Annotated in this window: 19 protein-coding genes; 11 read left to right on the top strand and 8 right to left on the bottom strand. The window is 51.5% G+C overall.

Annotation, left to right across the window (positions count from 1 at the left end):
• Nucleotides 1-59: 59 nt before the first annotated feature.
• From HGO41_RS09670 to HGO41_RS09680, 3 genes are all read right to left on the bottom strand, one after another.
• Complete coding sequence (locus HGO41_RS09670) at nt 60-503, bottom strand: PTS sugar transporter subunit IIA (protein ID WP_013573506.1); 444 nt, start codon at nt 501-503, stop codon at nt 60-62.
• Between the two features lie 206 nt (nt 504-709).
• Nucleotides 710-1,306: a P-loop nucleotide/nucleoside kinase family protein gene (locus HGO41_RS09675; protein WP_013573507.1), complete on the bottom strand. Its 597-nt coding sequence runs from the start codon at nt 1,304-1,306 to the stop codon at nt 710-712.
• The gene (locus HGO41_RS09680; RefSeq protein ID WP_013573508.1) at nt 1,299-2,234 is read right to left on the bottom strand and encodes a tagatose-bisphosphate aldolase; all 936 of its coding nucleotides are present in this window, start codon (nt 2,232-2,234) and stop codon (nt 1,299-1,301) included. The genes HGO41_RS09675 and HGO41_RS09680 overlap by 8 nt, the downstream gene beginning before the upstream one ends.
• Before the next feature lie 233 nt (nt 2,235-2,467).
• On the opposite strand from HGO41_RS09680, the gene HGO41_RS09685 reads away from it, so the two are divergent.
• The 3 genes from HGO41_RS09685 (at nt 2,468) to HGO41_RS09695 (ending at nt 7,235) form a co-directional block, all read left to right on the top strand.
• Nucleotides 2,468-3,400 (top strand): sugar-binding transcriptional regulator, encoded by a 933-nt coding sequence (locus tag HGO41_RS09685; RefSeq protein ID WP_013573509.1) that lies wholly within the window; start codon nt 2,468-2,470, stop codon nt 3,398-3,400.
• Nucleotides 3,401-3,954: 554 nt separating this feature from the next.
• Nucleotides 3,955-4,323: a YuaE family lipoprotein gene (locus HGO41_RS09690; protein WP_037033751.1), complete on the top strand. Its 369-nt coding sequence runs from the start codon at nt 3,955-3,957 to the stop codon at nt 4,321-4,323.
• A complete protein-coding gene (locus HGO41_RS09695; protein WP_223509934.1) occupies nt 4,320-7,235 on the top strand; it encodes an FKBP-type peptidyl-prolyl cis-trans isomerase N-terminal domain-containing protein in 2,916 nt (971 codons plus the stop codon). Before HGO41_RS09690 ends, HGO41_RS09695 begins: the two co-directional genes overlap by 4 nt.
• Nucleotides 7,236-7,302: 67 nt before the next feature.
• Here the strand turns inward: HGO41_RS09695 and HGO41_RS09700 are convergent, their stop codons facing one another.
• Nucleotides 7,303-8,124, bottom strand: a complete 822-nt coding sequence (locus HGO41_RS09700) for an alpha/beta fold hydrolase (RefSeq protein WP_112151954.1) — start codon at nt 8,122-8,124, stop codon at nt 7,303-7,305.
• 327 nt (nt 8,125-8,451) lie between these two features.
• Between HGO41_RS09700 and HGO41_RS09705 the strand changes: the two genes are divergently transcribed.
• The 3 genes from HGO41_RS09705 to HGO41_RS09715 all read left to right on the top strand — a co-directional run bounded on the left by HGO41_RS09705 (nt 8,452) and on the right by HGO41_RS09715 (nt 11,158).
• A complete protein-coding gene (locus HGO41_RS09705) occupies nt 8,452-9,093 on the top strand; it encodes a hydrolase (RefSeq protein WP_013573513.1) in 642 nt (213 codons plus the stop codon).
• Nucleotides 9,094-9,155: 62 nt separating this feature from the next.
• Nucleotides 9,156-9,575, top strand: coding sequence for a DoxX family protein (locus HGO41_RS09710; RefSeq protein WP_112197956.1), 420 nt, complete (start codon nt 9,156-9,158; stop codon nt 9,573-9,575).
• Nucleotides 9,572-11,158, top strand: coding sequence for an MFS transporter (locus HGO41_RS09715; RefSeq protein WP_112197957.1), 1,587 nt, complete (start codon nt 9,572-9,574; stop codon nt 11,156-11,158). The genes HGO41_RS09710 and HGO41_RS09715 overlap by 4 nt, the downstream gene beginning before the upstream one ends.
• 37 nt (nt 11,159-11,195) lie before the next feature.
• Here HGO41_RS09715 and HGO41_RS09720 read toward each other — a convergent pair whose 3' ends face one another.
• Nucleotides 11,196-12,104, bottom strand: coding sequence for a LysR family transcriptional regulator (locus tag HGO41_RS09720; RefSeq protein WP_013573516.1), 909 nt, complete (start codon nt 12,102-12,104; stop codon nt 11,196-11,198).
• Nucleotides 12,105-12,243: 139 nt separating this feature from the next.
• On the opposite strand from HGO41_RS09720, the gene HGO41_RS09725 reads away from it, so the two are divergent.
• Nucleotides 12,244-12,552 (top strand): antibiotic biosynthesis monooxygenase, encoded by a 309-nt coding sequence (locus tag HGO41_RS09725; RefSeq protein WP_112197958.1) that lies wholly within the window; start codon nt 12,244-12,246, stop codon nt 12,550-12,552.
• A gap of 120 nt (nt 12,553-12,672) precedes the next feature.
• On the top strand, nt 12,673-13,524 hold the full coding sequence (gene cho, locus HGO41_RS09730; RefSeq protein WP_013573518.1) for an excinuclease Cho: 852 nt from the start codon (nt 12,673-12,675) through the stop codon (nt 13,522-13,524).
• A gap of 67 nt (nt 13,525-13,591) precedes the next feature.
• Here the strand turns inward: cho and gorA are convergent, their stop codons facing one another.
• Together gorA and HGO41_RS09740 are read right to left on the bottom strand one after the other, a co-directional pair.
• On the bottom strand, nt 13,592-14,944 hold the full coding sequence (gorA, locus tag HGO41_RS09735; protein WP_112151951.1) for a glutathione-disulfide reductase: 1,353 nt from the start codon (nt 14,942-14,944) through the stop codon (nt 13,592-13,594).
• Nucleotides 14,945-15,120: 176 nt separating this feature from the next.
• The gene (locus HGO41_RS09740; protein WP_112197404.1) at nt 15,121-15,963 is read right to left on the bottom strand and encodes a 23S rRNA (adenine(2030)-N(6))-methyltransferase RlmJ; all 843 of its coding nucleotides are present in this window, start codon (nt 15,961-15,963) and stop codon (nt 15,121-15,123) included.
• Nucleotides 15,964-16,144: 181 nt separating this feature from the next.
• On the opposite strand from HGO41_RS09740, the gene prlC reads away from it, so the two are divergent.
• Both prlC and rsmJ read left to right on the top strand, forming a co-directional pair.
• A complete protein-coding gene (prlC, locus tag HGO41_RS09745; RefSeq protein ID WP_153376658.1) occupies nt 16,145-18,205 on the top strand; it encodes an oligopeptidase A in 2,061 nt (686 codons plus the stop codon).
• Nucleotides 18,206-18,214: 9 nt separating this feature from the next.
• A complete protein-coding gene (gene rsmJ / locus HGO41_RS09750; RefSeq protein ID WP_037033739.1) occupies nt 18,215-18,961 on the top strand; it encodes a 16S rRNA (guanine(1516)-N(2))-methyltransferase RsmJ in 747 nt (248 codons plus the stop codon).
• A 93-nt stretch (nt 18,962-19,054) separates the two neighbouring features.
• Here the strand turns inward: rsmJ and uspA are convergent, their stop codons facing one another.
• Nucleotides 19,055-19,495 carry a universal stress protein UspA gene (gene uspA / locus HGO41_RS09755; protein ID WP_013573524.1) on the bottom strand — a complete coding sequence of 147 codons (441 nt, stop codon included), beginning with the start codon at nt 19,493-19,495 and terminating at the stop codon, nt 19,055-19,057.
• A gap of 337 nt (nt 19,496-19,832) precedes the next feature.
• Here uspA and uspB point away from each other — a divergent pair, with 337 nt between their 5' ends.
• Nucleotides 19,833-20,168: a universal stress protein UspB gene (gene uspB / locus HGO41_RS09760; protein WP_013573525.1), complete on the top strand. Its 336-nt coding sequence runs from the start codon at nt 19,833-19,835 to the stop codon at nt 20,166-20,168.
• Nucleotides 20,169-20,256 lie beyond the last annotated feature (88 nt).

The following is a 20,256-nucleotide window of genomic DNA, read 5'->3' on the forward strand; positions in this document are numbered from 1 at the left end:
TCCTTACGTTCTTTGTAGGTGTTCATAAAGGGTTATGTTTATCTTTTTTCACTTCACGTCTAAAACTGTCGGATAATCTCTAATGCTTCCTGCTTGTTTTTACTGCGTTTTAATCGTTCCGCTGCCTCGTCATCGCAGAACAGATGGGAAAGGCTGGCAATCATTTCGATGTGTGAATGGCTGTCCACCGCGGCCAGCGCGAAGATAACGTAAACCGGATCATTATCTTCACTGCCAAACTCAACGCCTTCTGAAACAATGACCAAAGACAGTGCCGTTCGGTTAACCCCTTCTTCCGGCCGGGCGTGCGGCATCGCAATACCTTCGCCCAAAACATAATAAGGCCCGATTTCCCGGTGCATATCATATATAGCCTGAAGATAACGACTTTCCGCTGCGCCCGAATCAATTAATGGTTGCACGGCAAATGCCACGGCACTTTTCCAGTCATCTATTTTGCTAATGATTTGCGTGTTATTTTCATTAATCCAGTCGCTTAACATAATACCTCTTCATATGAATAGGGTCTTTTCTCAGTATGATATTTAATTAAAATAAAAACTGTGATCTATCCAATCCTATTAGCCATCAATGAAAGATAATAATTTCAAAAGACCTGAAAGAATGAATGATAGTAGAGGTTTAACAAGGTCCTGATATCAGAATTAACTTACTTTTTCAGTAAATGAATATTTCCTCCGGTCAGTATTTATTGAATTTGCGTATTGAATGAATTGATTATCCACGCATGAATATCAACAATATTTACAGGCTTATTTTGGCCGATAACATTCTGGTCAACAGAATAAACTGGTCCCGGGGTTATTGGTCGTGCTTTTCCTGCGAGAATTTTTAATTCGGGGATATATTCTGCCCCGACATGTCCCGGTAAACGCTCGCCCAGCCGTGAAGAAAATCGTTCGGCCGCCAGTTCAGCATCAATCTGGCACCAGATTTCCACAACCTGCGATATGCCCGCCCGTTGCAGATAATCCTGCAACACCTCTTTGGGCTGAAAACCAAACCAGGCATCGACAATAAAGGTGCTGCCTTCGGGCGCGCCGCCGATGATGTCCCAGATAACCTGATAACTTGCCAGCCCGAGTACGCGGTTAAAAGGGCGGTCAACATTCTCTAATCGCTGAAGAAACGGATTTTTAATGCCATCAAGCGACAGTTGCAGCCAGCCGCTGTATGCAGAAAGCTCAACGGCGAGCCGGCTTTTACCTGACGCCGGGATCCCGTTCACCAGGATGACGCGTTTGCCGGTTGAGCCATTTCGTGAGGCATTTCTGTTTTCAGACATGTTCCACCTGTTGTGTCTGGTTGTGTGACGGTGCATGGAAATACTGTTCAATGACGGCCTGAAGTTCGTTCAGACGCGGTACCGCCAGCGATTCAAGACGGGATTTCGTCGCGTTGCGGTCCAGTGAGATGCAGTCTTTCCATAATGAACGGCCTGCGATAACGCCTGATGCGCCTTCGCTCATGGCATCTGCCACTTGTTTGAGGAAGGTGGAATGGTCAACCCCGGCAGAAAGCACGGCCCACGGCACGTCGCCAGCGAGTTTTGTGATGTCAGCACAGGCTTGTTTTGAGCCAGGATAAGGCAGTTTCAGCACCTTCGCGCCGCATTCCAGACAAATCTTGGTGCCGCCATAAATCAGAGACGGGACTTTTTCTTTATATTCTTCCTCGGTTTCGTTGTCGAGTTTATAGGTCAGAAACTCCACCACCAGCAGCAGGTCTTCGCGGGCGAAATCCTCAATGCTCTGGCGCAGAATATCAATGTTATGACGGTTTGCTGCTTCCTGGTCTGAACGCAGATACACCATGATTTTGCCGCCGGTCGCACCGAGTTCACGCACACGACGTGCATCGACATTCTCCACCAGCCGTGACAGGCGGTAGCCTTCCGGCGAACTGTCCCAGCCCGACGCATCCAGGCCAATCAGCAGCGCGGTGTCGCGGGCAATAATGCCGTTGTCCACCAGTTGCGGAACGGCACAGACCGGATCGACCAGTACGCAGGAGGCTTTGCTGGCAAGATATTGCGTGATGTCGGCTTTAATCAGCCCGAGTTCGTGTTCTGAAATGGCAGATTGCTGTTGCGGGTCGCTGGCGAGCAGGCTGCGCATGGCACCGCGCTGATCACAGGCGATCACCAGCATCGCGCCATTTTTACCGCAAATCTGCTGGTAGCTGCGTAATTCTGAGGTAGACATCTTTGACATGGAACTCTCCTTTGCGTGAAATTTATTACAGATTAAAAAATCTCGATTACACTGGACGTTCTGTCTTTCCCCCCTGAAAAAACGGGGCGGAAAATCGCGTAACATGCCGTATTACAAGGGTTGAAGCCCGATCCGGCACATTGCATTTTTACAGGTGTTGCGCAATAATCCCTCAATCGACGATTTGAGTGTAATTCATTACTGAAAGGAATTTCAAGCTGAAAGAGCCAATTTTGCAAGATATTGCAGCAACGCGTGCCATGATGCATCTGGTGGCGAAGCTGCATTACGAGTCTGATATGTCTCAGGTGGAGATTGCACGCAAGCTGGATGTGTCGACGGCAACCATTTCCCGGTTGTTGAATAAAGCCCGCGCGGCGGGGATTGTGCGCATCGAAGTGGTGGGATTATCGTCACCGGAAGACATGACGGCAGACCTGATAAAACGTCTCGGGCTGAAACATGCGTATGTTGTGGATGCACCGCCGGGTAATGTGCTCGGCGCGCTGGCGACGCCGCTGGCTTCTCTTTTACAGGAAGCCGGTTTAGGCGCGGGATCGGTGCTCGGCATCGGCTGGGGAAGAGCAGTGCGCGAAGTCACGCTGGCCGGTATGCCCCGTCTGCCGGGGATCATGACCGTGGCGCTCAACGGCGGGATGCAACAATCTGCGCCGCATTTTCAGATAACCGAGTTCGTGCGCCGTGCGGCGGAACAGATGGAAGGCACACCGTATTTTCTTCATGCCCCTTATCTTTCTTCGGCGGAACTGCGTGATGCGTTTCTCTCGGACCCGAGCGTGCAGGAAATCATTTCACTGTGGGACAAACTCGATGCGGCGATTGTCGGTGTGGGTCTGACGCATACCCCGAAACCGAGTGAATCCACTACCGCGACGCCCGGTGAGCAGGCATTGAGCGATGCCGCAGGCGATGTGCTGCGCCATTACTTCACGGGAACCGGAGAGTTATTGCACTGGGAAGGCGAGGAGCGAATGATTGCGGCCTCGGTTGAACAGCTACGCAATACGCCGCTGACTATCGGCGTGGCGGCAACGCCGGAAAAAGCGGCAGGGATTATCGGTGCCGTGCGTTCAGGCATGATTAATTCATTAGTGACAGACGTGAATACCGCACAGGCGATTCTGGATAAACTGCCGGTGGTCTGACGCCTGCTTGCTTAAAAAAGCAGTGCTTAAAAAATATGCTTAAAAGAAAAAGGCATTCCTTTGCGGGAATGCCTTTTCGTTTCTGCATCTATGCTATCACACCGCACCGTCGGAAATGCCGTGCCCTGATGAGCACTGCAGTTTCCCCGTAGTATGATTGATTTTCTTGTTGAACGTTTGGATGCAGGGAAGGTGGTTTGAAAATTAAAGCTACCAATAATCCTAATCGTGATTGAGGAGCATTCCGTTTTATCCAGAAATGTTAATTGATATTTGAGGATTTCGCGGGATTTCTGAAAAATAAATAATGATATATGTCAATTTTCACAAATTATTTATCCATTAAGACATCGTTACAACGACGAATTTTTTTCTTTTACGCATAAAAAAGAAAGGTTTTTTTCATTTTTATTAATTTAACTTATTGATTTTATTTTGTTTTTATTTGATGTGGTGTTTGCTAAATGATCATTTCAGTAAAAGTGGGTGTTCCACGGGGTATTTTGCTGGGAAAATAATGTGTTCTAGCAGTAAAACCCTACAGGATAATTCCCATGAATAAGCCTTGCTTAATGTCTTTGACTCTCATTGCGTTAATCGCATTGACTGCTTGTAGCACTAAAAATAATGTGGCTACGATAAAAGAGGTATCAGTAAATAAAAGCTCGAATAATACGTGCGTTAATGAATTCAAAGCATTACAACGTCTCTCTCCTCACGATTTTGATCTATATCAGAAGCAGTTTAATCAACTGACAAAATCTTATGATGTCTATAAAACCAATAAAGGTTTGATAAATAAAGATGCTCAGGAGATCCTGAACATAGAGCTGGATTCTAAATTAAAACTTATCTGCGCAAGAGTTAAAGGGGCGGCCTTTAAGAGCATGGACGAGCGCTCTCAGGAAGTGAATAAAATATGATGGCGCGAGTGAAGTCTTTCTTCTTAATTCTGCTCCTGATCAATATACAGGGAGCCCATGCTGAAGAACCGGTGGATGCTAACCTGGGTCTTTTGGATCAGTTGCAGAGTGAAAATTTAATTTCTGCTCCAGAACCGTCTGTTTTTGCGGAAAAAGATAAGACTTCCTCTCCGCTGATCCAGCCTCCAAAAAATATCGTCGTGCCGAAAGCCCTTGTTGAAAAACCGGTAGCGCAAAAACCGCGACCTAAACCGACGCCAGCGCCCGTCAGGAAAGCCCCTAAAGCGCTTCAGCCTGCGAGCACTCAGTCTGCACCTGCGGTGCCTGCTACTGCGAATGTCAGCGACACCCAGAAAAAGGCCAATGAGCAGCTCAAAAAATCCCTTGAGACAGCAAAATCCACGGCAGAAAAATCCCGTGATCAATACGCGGCTTTGCAAAAATCTTATGCGGATACACAAAAAGAAAATCAACAACTCCAAACGCAGATCGCGGCGTTAAAAGCCAAACCTGTGGTCATCCCGCCGTCGGCAGATCAAAAACTTGCGCAGAAAAAAACGCAGGATGAACTGAAAAAACTGCAAAATTCGCTGAAAAATACACAACAAGAAAACCAGCAGATTACCACTCAGTTGCAGAAGCTAAAGAGCAGCCAGAAACACGCTGAAAGTCTGACGGAAAAACTTTCCGTGGCGCAGACGGCGACAAAAAAATACCAGGACGAAGTGGCAGATATTCAGCAATCTTTGAAAAAGACTATGGGTGAAAATGCCCGGTTGAAAGCACAGTTAACCGCATTCAAAACCAGTCAGGACGGCTCAGTCAAAAAATCCTCCGAACAGGTAGCTGCCTCTCAATTGGCGACTAAAAAAGCCCAGAAAGAATTCGCTGCTCTGGAGGCGAGCTTTAAAAAATTAAGCAGTGAGAATACACAGCTCAAAACGCAACTCGATACCGTGAAAAAGCAATCCTCGGCACGCATCGAACAACTGGTCTCATCCGAACACGCTAACGGTAAATCTCTGGCAGAATTCGCAGTGCTGAATGCGACATTACAGCAGGCGACAGAAGAAAATCATAAGCTTAAAACGCAGTTTGAGACACTACAAAAGCAGTCGACTGCACAGGCCGATAAATTGCAGGCTTTACAAAGCACGGGCAATAAATCTCAGGCTAATGTGGTTGAGTTGCAGACGACGGCAAAACAAGCTGCTGCTGAAAATGTTCAACTGAAAACGCAGCTGGCCAGCCTGCAAAAGCAAGGCGCCAGCCAGAATGAAAAAATAGCGTTCGCTGTCGAGGCCAATAACAAATCCCTCAATGAAAATCAGCTACTGCAAAAGTCCCTTAAACAGGCCACTGATGAGAATGCGCAATTGAAATCGCAGCTTGCAGACTTGCAGAAACAGGATGCTGTACGTAATGACAAACTGTCAGTTTCAGATGCTGTGAATAAGAAATCTCAGGCTGACTACGTGGCTTTGCAGAAAACCCTCAAACAGGCGACCGATGAAAATGCCGGGTTGAAAAACCAACTGGCGGCATCGCAAAAAGAAACTGCTGCGCAGACCGGAAAATTGTCAGTGTCAGAGACGGCGGTTAAAAAATCTCAGGCCGACTATGTCGCTCTGCAGAAAATCCTGAAACAGGCCGCTGATGAGAATGCGCAAATGAAAACTCAATTGGCAGACTTGCAAAAACAGGGCACCGCACAGAATGGCAAACTGTCCGTGTATGAGGCGACCATCAAAAAGTCACAGGCTGACTATCTGGTCTTGCAGAAAAGCGTGAAACAGGCCGCTGATGAGAATGCGCAAATGAAAACCCAACTGGGAGAGTTGCAGAAACAAGGCGCGGCACAAAATGAAAAGTTGTCCGTTTCACAAGCCGCCAATAAGAAATCTCAGGCGGATTATCTGGCTTTGCAGAAAACCCTGAAACAAGCCACGGATGATAAAGCGCAACTGAGTATTCAACTGGCAGATTTGCAGAAACAGAGCGCAGCGCAGGCGGAAAAACTGGTGGCGTCTGAGGCCGCGAACAAAAAGTCGCAAAGTGATTATCAGGCGTCACAAACGGCATTATCAAAATCTTCTGAGGATGTGAAACGTCTGACAGCCCAGCTCAGCGAGAGTCAGCTGGCGGCGACCAAAGTCACTGAAGAAAAAAATAAGCTGACAGCCGAACTGGATAAAACGAAGAAAGACCTCGCCTCACACAGTATTGCTGCCGTGACGCAATCTGGCGGAGAGTTGATCAGTGATGCAGAACTTAAAACGTTGCAGGCGAAAGAAAGCAAGAAAACCGGGCGTTCTTATTCTGTCGGGTATTTGCTGGGGCAGGCCGCGAATTCAAAAATCGAGCAGGTGGTATCCGCCGGTGAGAAAATTGATCGCAATGTGATTGTTAAAGGCTTTGTTGACCGGATGAATGAGCTGTCCAACATGTCGACTGAAGACATGCGGGAGTCGCTGAACAGTCTGGACAGTGATATCCGCTCTCGTCAGGAAAAGCAAAAAACGTCAAATGTAGAGAATAACCAGAAAATCCTCGATAAAGCGGGCAAGGCTAAAGGCGCGGTGAAAGCCAAATCTGGCTTTATTTACCAGATTACTAAGCCAGGTTCTGCACCTAAAGTGACGATGGATAAGGGCATTCGTTTGCAGATTATTGAGACGTTGGGCGACGGTAAAGTCATTGCCAGCGAAAAAGACAATAATGTGATCAGCGCGTCCGTAACGGAAATCCCTGCAGTGCTTCAGGAAGTCGTGCTGAAGCTGGGTTTGCAAGGCGAAGCGACACTGTATATTCCACCTGAACTGGCGTATGGCAAAGACGGCATTCCGGGTAAAATTCCGCCGAATTCACTTTCCATCATGAATATCAAAATATTAGGTATAAAAGACAAGTAAGAGTGGCCGCATAAAAAAAGGCAGGCGATCGTCAGATCACCTGCCTGTTTTATTTCTGCGGCCTGATTTATTTTCCGCTCAGGAATGCCAGCAAATCGTCGTTCAGTTGATCCTGATGCGTGACGGCAAAACCGTGCGGTGCGCCTTCATAGATTTTCAGTTCTGCATTTTTAATCATTTCTGCCGCCAGCTTGCCGGTGGCTTCGAACGGCACTATCTGATCCGCGCTGCCGTGAATAACCAGCGTCGGCACGGTAATTTTCGCCATATCCGGGCGGAAATCTGTTTCAGAGAAGGCCGTGACACAATCGACGGTGCCTTTCAGCGACGCCATCAGCGCGATGTTCAGCGTCTGTGTCATCACGCCGTCGGAAACGGTCATCCCCTGATTAGTGCCGTAGAACGGCGTCGCAAAGTCGCTGATGAACTGTGCGCGGTCTTTCAGTAAACCGGCCCGGATGCCGTCAAATACTGATTTATCCACGCCCTGCGGATGATCATCCGTTTTAATAAACAGCGGGGTGACCGCGCCGAGCAATACCAGGCTGGTGACTCGTTCTGAACCGTAACGGCTGATGTAGCGGGTCACATCGCCGCCGCCCATCGAGAAGCCGACCAGCGTAACGTCGTGCAGGTCGAGATGTTCAATCAGATCGTTGATGTCAGAGGCGAAAGTGTCGTAGTTGTAACCTTCCCATGGCTGCTCTGAACGGCCAAAACCACGACGGTCAAAAGCGATAACGCGGTAGCCGCGATCGGCCAGGAAATTCATCTGGCTGTCCCACATATCGGCATCCAGCGGCCAGCCGTGGCTGAATAACACCGGCTTACCTTTGCCCCAGTCTTTAAAATAAATTTGAGTGCCGTCTTGGGTATTGAATGTGCTCATTTTTATATTTCCTCAGCGGTTATTTGCAGGTTTTAAACAGGTTGTGTGTTGTGTTGCAAACAACATTAGGCATGGCAGGGAAATATTGATAATGGGTTATTTTTGACAAGTCGTTAAAAGATTTTGTTGCTTCTATCAGTCTGAAAGTAATAGGGATTTACGACGGTATAGAGAGGGGGATGCCTGTCAAAAAAATCTGAACAAGTTGCCAAATTCTTTCCGCTATCCGCTTTTGATGTCCTGACCTATTGTTAATTCCAGCAGCACAACAACACAACGTGAAATACAAACACACAACCCAACAATGCACTCTGAGAGGAAATGAAAATGTCTAAATTCGATCTGCTGGACCCACAGAACTCCACCCTGATTTTCATCGACCATCAGCCACAAATGTCATTCGGCGTTGCGAATATCGATCGCCAGCAGCTTAAAAATAATACGGTCGCTCTCGCTAAAGCGGGCAAAGTTTTTAACGTGCCGGTGATTTACACCTCGGTTGAAACGGAAAGCTTCAGCGGCTATATCTGGCCGGAATTACTGGCGGTACATCCGGATGTGAAACCGATTGAGCGTACCTCAATGAACTCCTGGGAAGACGCGGCATTCGTGAAAGCTGTTGAAGCCACTGGCCGTAAGAAACTGATTATCTCTGCCCTGTGGACTGAAGTGTGTCTGACATTCCCGGCACTGATGGCGCTGAAAGAAGGGTATGAAGTGTATGTGGTGACCGATACTTCCGGCGGCACCAGCGTGGATGCACACGAACGTTCCATTGACCGTATGGTGCAGGCCGGTGCGGTGCCGGTGACCTGGCAGCAGGTTCTGCTCGAATACCAGCGCGACTGGTCACGCAAAGAGACTTACGACGATGTGATGAATCTGGTTCGCGAGCACAGCGGTGCGTACGGTATGGGCGTCGATTATGCCTACACCATGGTGCACAAAGCCCCTCAGCGCAAAGCGTAACCTTCTTCATTTATCCATTAAGCCGGAACCGTGCTCAGGCGGGTTCCGGCAGGAGAGACATCATGCGTCATGCCCCTGTTTCCCGCCTGTCGGCACCTGTTATCCCTTTCGCGGTTATCCGCTGGTTGGCCCTGCTGGCCTTGTGTGCCGCGTATCTGCAGGGCGGTATCGTCAAACTGTTCGATTTTCCCGGCGCGATTGCCGAGATGCAGCATTTCGGCTTATCGCCCGCCGCGCCCATGGCCGCAGCCGTGATTGTGCTGGAACTGGGCGCTTCAGCGCTGATTCTTTCCGGACGCTTTCGCTGGGCTGGCGCGCTGGCGCTGGCGCTGTTCACTTTCAGCGCCAACTTTATGGCGAATGCGTACTGGCAGGTTTCCAGCCATGAACGCGCCATGATGATGAACGGTTTCTTCGAGCACATCGGGCTGGTCGGCGCTTTTATCTATGTCGCCTGGAATGACCTTAAGGAGCGGGCATGAGCCAGAATAATGTTGCGGCCGGCGGCGCTTTTTCGCCGCTCAAACAGGGGCTGTTTGCCACGATTTGGGTGGCAACCATTCTCGGCAATACCGGCAGTTTTATGCGTGATGTGGCCAGCTCATGGTTAGTCACCGGGCTTTCATCAAACCCTGCGGCGGTGGCGCTGATGCAAACCGCAGCAACGTTGCCGATTTTTTTGCTGGCGATCCCCGCGGGTGTGCTGTCCGATATTCTTGACCGTCGCCGCCTGCTGATTTTTGTTCAGTTGTTACTGGCGGGCGTCAGCGGAACCTTGCTTCTGTTGTCGCACAATAATTTGCTGACCGTGGAATATCTGGTCGCGCTGACCTTTATCGGCGGTATCGGTGCGGCGCTGATGGGGCCAGCCTGGCAGGCGATTGTGCCGGAACTGGTGCCCCGTTCTGATTTGCGAAATGCCGTTGCCCTGAACTCGCTTGGGATTAATATTGCCCGCGCAGTAGGGCCTGCGGGCGGTGGCTTGCTGTTAGCCAGTCTCGGTGCCGGTGCGGCTTATGGCGCAGATGTCATGAGCTATGTTTTTGTGATTGGCGCATTACTGTGGTGGAAGCGTCCGGTCAAAGCGAAAAATGAATTATCAGAACACTTTCTTGGCGCGTTCCGTGCCGGGCTGCGATATGTCAAAGCCAGCCGGGAACTTCATCGTGTGCTGCTGCGTGCCGCGATTTACTTCGCTTTCGCCAGTGCGATCTGGGCGATGTTGCCGCTGATTGCCCGCAATATGCTGCACGGTACCGCCGGATTTTACGGCATCCTGCTCGGCGCAGTGGGCGTCGGTGCGATTTGCGGTGCACTGTTGCTGCCCCGTTTACGTCAGAAACTGAGTGTTGACGGGCTGGTGTTGCTTTCCGCCTTACTGTCCGCCGCCGTGATGTTGCTGCTGGCGACGTCACCGGCAAAATGGCTGGCCGTGGTGCTGATGGTGGTATTAGGGATTGGCTGGATTATCGCGCTGACATCCATGAACGGCGTGGCGCAGGCGGTGCTGCCTGACTGGGTACGTGGCCGCGGGCTGGCGGTGTACCTGATGGTATTTAACGGCGCGATGGCGGCGGGCAGCCTGTTCTGGGGATTAATCGCACAGGAAACCGGTCTGGTCGGGGCGTTATTACTCGCCGGTACCGGCCTGGTTATCGCCGCGCTGGTATGCTGGCGGCTGAAACTGCCCGCAGGCGAGGCGGATTTACAGCCTGCCGGTCACTGGGAAAATCCGGTGGTTGAAGGCGATGTGCAGGGCGACCGCGGTCCGGTGATGATCCAGATTGAATACATGATTGCACAAGAAGATCGCCCGGCGTTTCTGGCGGAAATTCGGAAACTTTCGCTGGCGCGCCGCCGTGACGGTGCTTATGCGTGGGGGATCACCGAACACAGCGATGACCCGTCGCGTCTGGTGGAATGGTTCCTGGTGGAGTCCTGGCATGAGCATTTGCGTCAGCATCAGCGTGTGTCACATGCCGATGCCGATTTACAAAGCGAAGTGACGCGTTATCACCGTGGCGAAAATAAACCTCAGGTGCATCATTATTTGTCGGTGCGTTAGTCGCCGTAAAAAGCCGCATTGTGCGGCTTTTTGTTTTTCAGGCCTGGCTGTACACCGCCGCAATGCCCTCGAAATCCTGTAAATTTTCGCGCCACCACATGGCAGCGTTGCCGGTCGCGTTTTCGTTCCAGGCCATAAAAGCCTGATCGCGGCGGGTTTCGGTATCCAGACGACGTTCAACCAGCGCACCGCTTTCGAGATGGGGGGCGGCCAGATAACGCGGCAGATAGCCACAACCCAGCCCGGCAATTTGTGCGTGAACTTTGGCGTTAAAATCATGAACGCTGAGCATTTTCTGCTCATCGAGCACGCGCAAATCCGCACCTGTGCCATGGCGGGACGTGTCGTGAACCACCACGGCGCGATACTGACGGATTTGCTCACGCACCAGCGGTTCCGGCAGCGAGGCGAGCGGGTGATGCGGCGCGACGGCAAACACATATTCCAGCCAGCCGATCGGACGGTATTCAATGCCGCTGCGCGTCACCGGTTCCTGCACGGCACCAAATACGATGTCGGCTTCGCCATAACTCAGCGCTTCCCAGCAACCGGCCAGTACATCGTGGCGGAACAATAACTGCGTGTGCTGATGTTCTGCGTAAAAACGGTCAATCAGCGGCGCAAGCAGCGCGAAGGGGACGGAAGCATCCACGCTGATGGTCAGTTTGCTTTCCCAGCCGCTTTCGACGTACTGCGCTTGTTGTTCCAGCTCACTGACGGCACGCAGCAGCACACGGCCTTTTTCCAGCATCAGACGGCCTGTTGGTGTGAATGTCGCACGGTGGCCTGAGCGGTCCAGAAGTTTAATGTTCAGGTCACTTTCCATTTTCTGCACGGTATAACTCAGTGCAGAAGCGGTTTTAAACAGTCTGGCGGCCGCTGCGGCAAAAGTGCCGTGTCTGTCCAGCGCATCCAGGATCAGCAGCGCTTCAAGGCTTAATCGCATTATTTTCCCCACCCCAAAAATTGTTTAACAACAACCCAAAATATTTCCGTTATGAATGGCCGTGTTGATTTCGTATCGTTCATGAATATAACGCAACATTCAGTTAACCAGAACAACGGTTAATCAGAAGGAACATCCTGTGACTTATCCTCATCAACCTGACCACATTACTCTGGTGATCACCCACGGCGTACAGCGGGATAAGCTGACGGAATATGAACGCTGGCTGGAACAGCTGAAGACCGATGCGGCCCGGTTTCCAGGTTATCAGAATGTAAATATCCTGCGCCCGGTGCATGGCGAAACTATCTATACCGTGCTGGTGCGGTTTGATAACCTCGATAATTTGTATCTCTGGATACAATCCGATCAGCGCGAAATCCGTGAGGCGGCATTAGCCAACTTACTGAGCGGACAGGAATATATTGAGCTGCGTACGCAGGCGTAAATCCTGACGTCCAACATTTACACCCGATTTTTTCCATAAAGGTTGAAGGCTGTATAAATCACCAGTATTATTCGTCTGTTTTCTATACGACGTTTATCCGGTTAAAGCAGGTCAGTTATTTTGTGGAATCCCGAAAAAGAGTTTTTTACCGAGCTTTATCAGTACCCTGAACATCTTCGCCATACCTTAGAAAACTTACCCAACGGCAGCGGCGTCTATATTTTTTACGGCGACGATAATGCCTTTCCGCTGTATATCGGTAAAAGCGTGAATATCCGCAGCCGCGTGATGTCGCATTTCCGCAATCCTGCCGAAGCCAAACTTCTGCATATGACCCGCGATATTGAATTCATCGAGACGATCGGTGAAGTGGGGGCGTTACTGCTGGAATCGGATCTGATTAAAACCCGACGACCGCTGTTTAATAAGCGGCTGCGCACCGCCCGCAAGCTGTGTTCGATCCGGCTTCAGGGGCTGACGGCCAGTATTGTGTTCAGCGATGACGTGGATTTTTCTCACAGCGAAGATTTATTTGGCCTGTTTAAAACTAAAATGTCGGCAGTCGAAAAAATCCGGGATATCGCCGATCAGGAAAAGCTGTGTTACGGCGCGCTGGGGCTGGAAAAACTGGCAAAAAATCGTGCGTGTTTCCGCTTTTCACTCGGCAAATGTGCCGGTGTCTGTTGCGGTAAAGAGACGCCCGACGTCCATCAGGCGCGCCTCAGAAATGCACTCAGCACCCTGAGAATCCGCAGCTGGCCGTATCCGGGGCGCATTGCCATCGCCGAAGAAGCCAACGGGCTGACCGATTATCACGTCATCAATCACTGGTTCTATCTGGGAACGGTCAAAACGCTGGAAGACGCCAAAGCCTTCGATATCGCTGTGCCGCACTTTGACCGCGACAGTTATAAAATACTCTGTAAGCCGCTATTCGAGACGGAGAGTTCGAAAGTGATTTTGCTGGACTGACGGCAACAAAAAAGGCTGCCGATCGGCAGCCTTTCAGTGCATTGCGACTCAGCGCAAGCCCCGCGAATTAACGCATAGTCACAAACTCTTCCGCACCGGTCGGGTGGATGGCGACGGTGTTGTCGAAGTCTTTCTTGGTCGCGCCCATTTTCAGTGCGACCGCAAAGCCCTGCAACATTTCATCCATACCGTAGCCGATACCGTGGATACCGACGATTTTCTCTTCAGCACCGACGCACACCAGTTTCATGCGGCACGGCTGGCGGTGTTGAGTGACGGCAGTGTACATGGCGGTGAAAGCAGATTTGTAGACTTTCACGTTTTCTTCGCCGAACTGCTCTTTCGCCTGCGGTTCAGTCAGACCGACCGTACCGATTGGCGGGTGACTGAACACCACGGTCGCAATGTTGCTGTAATCCAGATGTTCGTCAGGTTTGTTGTTAAACAGACGCTCAGACAGACGACGACCCGCAGCAACGGCAACCGGAGTCAGTTCAACGGCACCGGTATTATCGCCAACGGCGTAAATCCCGTTTACGCTGGTGTTCTGGAACTTATCGACGACGATGTAACCTTTTTCGTTGGTTTTCACGCCGGTCGCTTTCAGATTGAAGTTATCGGTTTCCGGTTCGCGGCCAATCGCCCAGACCAGGCTGTCGACTTCAAATTCCTGACCGTTTTCCAGCTTAAGCGTCAGGCTGCCGTCGGCATTTTTCACCACTTCTTTCGGAATGGATTCTTTATGCAGCGCCGGGCCTTCGGTTTCCATCACTTCCACCAGCGTTTCAACGATCAGCGGATCGAAAGTCCGCAGCGGCGCGTGTTTACGCACGAACAGATGGGTTTCAGCACCCAGCGCGTTCATCACACCGGCGATTTCTACCGCGATATAACCTGCGCCAACCACCGCAACGCGTTTTGGCATTTCGGTCAGATCGAAGAAACCGTCTGAATCAATGCCGTATTCTGCACCCGGAATATCCGGATGGCTCGGGCGTCCGCCGGTAGCGATCAGGATGTGATCTGCAGTGATCTTCTCACCGTTCACTTCCACAGTATGATCGTCAACGAAACGGGCGAAGCCTTTGATCACATCAACGTTATTTTTGCCCAGCACGTTATCGTACGAGGTATGGATACGGTCGATGTAGGCGGTACGGTTGGCGACCAGCGTTTTCCAGTTGAAGCTGTTCACGGTGGTATCAAAGCCGTAATCCGGGCCGTAGTTGCGGATCGCTTCAGCGATTTGCGCGGCATGCCACATCACTTTTTTCGGGACACAACCCACGTTGACGCACGTGCCGCCCAGCTCTTTAGCTTCGATCAGCGCACATTTTTTCCCATACATGGCTGCACGGTTGATTGATGCGATACCGCCGCTGCCGCCGCCAATTGCCAGATAGTCATAATGTTTGGTCATCGGATTTTCCATGAGTTGTCAAAAATGAAGAACGCCATACCGGCGTCGCTAATCTTAAAAATTGCTTGTGAGTTTAGCGCGTGAATGCGTTTTGTCGCAAAGTTTGGATCGATGGCTGCAATAGGTTTGATAGCTGAGACCTTAGAAAAAGGCCTCAGCGAAGGGAAATTCTTTACTTACTCAGGCACTACCCAGTTCACCGTGGTGTGACCGGTACCGGAAGGCACCAGCACTTTGAGCAGCCACGGCAGTACGTTGTTCATCTGCTGCTCGAGCTTCCATGGCGGGTTAATCACGATCATGCCGGAAGCGGTCATGCCGCGCTGATCGCTGTCCGGTCGCACGCCCAGTTCGATTTGCAGAATACGGCGGATGCCGGTTGCTTCGAGATCACGCAGCATTTTCTTAATTTGCTGGCGCATCACCACCGGATACCACAACGCGTAAGTGCCGGTGGCAAAACGTTTGTAGCCTTCCTGAATGCCTTTTACCACATCCTGATAATCGGTTTTCATTTCGTACGGCGGGTCCATCAGGATCAGCCCGCGACGTGAAGGCGGTGGCAACTGGGCTTTCAACTGCTGATAACCGTCGGCACGCGCAACGCGGGTACGGTCATCTTTCTGGAATTCACTGCGCAGCAGCGGGAAATCGCTCGGGTGCAGTTCGGTCAGGTGCAGTTTGTCGTCTTCGCGCAACAGCTGACGGGCAATCAGCGGTGAACCCGGGTAATAACGCAGGCTCTCGTTGCGGTTGAAGTGATTGACGACTGACATATACGCCGCCAGTTCTTCAGGAATATCGTCCCGCTGCCAGATGCGCGCGATGCCTTCCAGATATTCGCCAGTACGTTCGGCATGTTCGCCGCTCAGCTGATAACGCCCGGCACCCGCGTGGGTGTCGAGATAAAGGAAGGGCTTTTCTTTTTCTTTCAGAGATTCAATGATCAGGCTCTGAACGGTGTGTTTCAGTACGTCGGCATGGTTGCCGGCGTGAAAACTGTGGCGGTAACTCAACATGTGCGGCTTCTCCTGCGGCTTCGCGGCATTATCCATTAAAGACTATCCCGCCGCCACCCATTGATTTCCCCGTAACTTGACCGCATGTTAGAAGTCACGTCATCTTTAAGACGACCCGAATTCACGGCGTGGTGCGCCACAGGCGCATCAGCCCCAAACGCTATTACGAAGGACTGGCCCTATGACTGAACAGCAAAACGCGTCGAATCCGCTCTTAAAACCGTTCTCCCTGCCTCCTTTCTCTGCGATCAAGCCTGAACATATTGTCCCTGCGATGAAATCCGCTATCGAAGAAAGCCGTCAGACGATCGAACGTGTTGTCGCGCAGGGCGCGCCTTATACCTGGGAAAATCTCTGTCAACCGCTGGCCGAAAGTGATGACCGCCTGAGCCGCATCTGGTCGCCGATCGGGCATCTCAATGCCGTAAAAAACAGCCCGGAACTGCGTGAAGCTTACGAGCAGTGCCTGCCGATTCTGTCTGAATTCAGCACCTGGACCGGGCAGCACGCCGGTTTGTATCAGGCCTACCGCGATTTAAAAGACAGCGAACATTTCAGCACGCTGTCCGTGGCACAGAAAAAAGCCATTGATAACGCGCTGCGTGATTTTGAGCTGTCCGGCATTGGTTTGCCGATGGAAAAACAAAAGCGCTATGGCGAAATTTCCGCGCGTCTGTCTGAGCTGGGTTCGACCTACAGCAACAACGTGCTCGACGCCACGATGGGCTGGAGCAAACTCATCACTGATGAGAATGACCTGAAAGGTCTGCCGGAAAGTGCGCTGGCCGCCGCGAAAGCGCTGGCAGAATCGAAAGAGCAGGAAGGCTGGCTGTTGACGCTGGATATCCCGAGCTATCTGCCGGTGATCACCTATGGCGAAAACCGTGAACTGCGTGAAGAGATGTACCGCGCATTTGCTACCCGCGCCTCCGATCAGGGTCCGAATGCCGGTAAGTGGGACAACAGTGAAGTCATGGCCGAAGAACTGGCGCTGCGTCACGAACTGGCTCAGTTGTTAGGTTTTGATTCTTTCGCGGATATGTCTCTCGCCACCAAAATGGCCGAAAGCCCGAAACAGGTGATCGACTTCCTGAGCGGTCTGGCAACCCGTGCGCGTCCGCAGGGCGAGCAGGAACTGGCCCAACTGCGTGCTTTCGCCAAAGAATATTTCGGTGTGGACGAAATGGAAGCCTGGGATTTGCCGTTCTACGGCGAAAAACAGAAACAGCATCTGTTCTCCATCAACGACGAACAGTTACGTCCTTACTTCCCTGAGCAGCGTGCGCTGGAAGGGCTGTTTGAAGTGGTGAAACGCATTTACGGCATCACCGCCAAAGAACGTAAAGACGTAGAAACCTGGCATAAAGACGTGCGTTTCTTCGACCTGTTCGATGAAACCGGCGACCTGCGCGGCAGCTTCTATCTCGACCTGTATGCCCGCGAACACAAACGCGGTGGCGCATGGATGAACGACTGCGTTGGCAGCATGCGTAAAGCCGACGGCGAACTGCAAAAACCGGTCGCGTACCTGACCTGTAACTTTAACGGTCCGGTCGGCAACAAACCGGCGCTGTTTACCCATAACGAAGTCACGACGCTGTTCCATGAATTCGGTCACGGCCTGCATCATATGCTGACCCGCATCGACACGCCGGGAGTCGCCGGTATTGCCGGTGTGCCGTGGGATGCCGTCGAGCTGCCAAGCCAGTTTATGGAAAACTGGTGCTGGGAGCCGGACGCACTGGCGTTCATCTCCGGTCATTTCGAAACCGGCGAACCGTTGCCGAAAGAGATGCTGGATAAAATGCTGGCGGCGAAAAACTATCAGGCGGCGTTGTTTATCCTGCGTCAGCTGGAATTCGGCCTGTTCGATTTCCGTATGCATGCGGAATACGACCCGGCTAAAGGCGCGCAAATCCTGCAAACGCTGGCTGAAATCAAGAAACAGGTTGCCGTGGTGCCGTCACCTTCATGGGGCCGGTTCCCGCATGCCTTCAGCCACATCTTTGCAGGCGGTTATGCGGCCGGTTACTACAGCTATCTGTGGGCGGAAGTGCTGTCTGCAGATGCCTATTCCCGCTTTGAAGAAGAAGGGATTTTCAACCGCGAAACCGGTCAGTCGTTCCTGGATAACATTCTGTCGCGCGGCGGTTCCGAAGAGCCTATGGAGCTGTTCAAACGCTTCCGCGGGCGTGAGCCGCAGCTGGATGCTATGCTGCGCCACTACGGAATCAAAGGATAACCTCTGCCTGTGAGTGTGTGTTTACTGTGTGAAGAAGGCGCCGATGAAGGCGCCTTATCTGTTCTGGCGCAGCGCTGGAATCTGACGTCTGACCCGGATGCTGTGATGGCACTGGTGCTGACGCCTGAACGTCTGGAATTACGTAAACGTGATGAGCCGAAACTCGGCGCGATTTATGTCGATTTTGTCGGCGGCACGATGGCGCATCGTCGCAAATTTGGCGGCGGGCGCGGTGAAGCGGTGGCCAAAGCTGTCGGCATCAAGGGGCGCTATCTGCCGGATGTCGTCGACGCGACCGCCGGGCTGGGCCGCGATGCGTTTGTGCTGGCTTCTCTGGGTTGCAAAGTGCGGATGCTGGAACGTAATCCGGTGGTCGCGGCACTGCTTGATGACGGGCTGGCGCGGGGTTATCGCGATGCAGAAATTGGCCCGTGGCTGCGCGAGCGTATGACGCTGCTGCACGTCTCAAGCCTGACGGCGCTTGCTGAGCTTTCGCCAAAGCCGGAAGTGGTGTATCTCGACCCGATGTATCCGCACAAACAGAAAAGTGCGCTGGTGAAGAAAGAGATGCGCGTGTTTCAGGGACTGGTTGGCCCGGACGAAGATGCCGATGGCCTGCTGGAACCGGCACGCCGTTTAGCGACCAAACGTATTGTGGTGAAACGCCCGGATTATGCGCCGCCGATGGCCGACATCCCCGCACAGGCCGCCGTGGTGACCAAGAGCCACCGGTTTGATATCTATACGCCGTTATAGAAAGCCGCTGCTGTAACGTCTTTCCACTACTGTCATAAAAAAAAGCCCGCAGGTGAAAACCTGCGGGCTTTTTTAAATTAACAACAACGCCTCTTATTCTTCTTCTTCCTCATCGCGCAACGGCACGATCAGCATGTCGATATGAACGGTGTTGATTAGCTGGCGTGCGGAGGACATCAGTTTGCTCCAGAAATCCTGGTGATGGCCGCACAGTACTAAGTCCATGCCATATTTGTTGATGGCATCCACCAGCACCTGCGCTAAATCACCGCTGCCGCTCAGGGTTTCTGAAATCGGATAGCCGGCATTTTGCGACAGTTCGTTCAACGCGTGATGCGTTTCTTCGGAAATACGTTTCTGCATGTCACCCAGATTAACGTCGATCAGACCGGTATACAGGTCTGAATAGTTTACATCAACGTGGATCAGGGACACTTTGGCGTTATACGGACGCGCCATGGAAACGGCTTTCTCGACCAGAACTTTGCTCTCCGGTGACAAGTCCACAGCAATAAGTATGTGTTTGTAAGCCATAAGAAAACTCCTTCCATAAGTCGGTTAATAGCAATATCAGCATCATGCAAAACTCATGACTTCAGTATAGCGCCAAAAGGGTTAAATAAATCAAGCATACAGATCCCATTTCCGTTTCCGGCTATGTATAGATATAAATAATATGAACAGTTACGGATTCGTTTCCTACACTGAATAATGCAGGCGTCTCCTGTTTTGGCAATCTTCTGTGATAGGGCAAGAGGGCGGGCGAACGTAGCCCGGGGGTGTGAAATTGCGGAAAGGCAGGGCGAAACGCCGGGTGTGTGCCAGCACGACGGGCGCATTGCGCGGTGTCAGTTCGCCTTGAGGGGGAATCATGATCAGTCCCGTTGCGCTGTTTTGGGCTTTATGTTTTGTGTGTGTAGTGAATATGCTGCGCTATTACTCTTCTTTGCGCGCATTGCTGGTGGTTCTGCGAGGGTGTGATCCGCTGCTGTATCAGTACGTTGATGGAGGAGGATTTTTTACGTCTCACGGTCAGCCCAGCAAGCAAATAAGGTTGGTACGCTATATTTATGCTCAGCGCTACGTTGAACATCACGATCCTGAGTTTATTCGCCGTTGTGAACGGGTTCGCGGTCAGTTTATCCTGACAACAGCATTGGTCGGTTTAATATTAATCAGTATGTTAGCCATGCTGATTTGGTATTAGAAACGGAAAGAAACGCGAGGGAGGATGCGTGAAAAAGGAAACAAAAAAGGCGACCTGCTGAGCAAGGTCGCCTTTTTATTTCATGCCG

The sequence above is a fragment of the Rahnella sp. CG8 genome (assembly GCF_023701875.1).
Classification (GTDB): domain Bacteria; phylum Pseudomonadota; class Gammaproteobacteria; order Enterobacterales; family Enterobacteriaceae; genus Rahnella; species Rahnella aceris.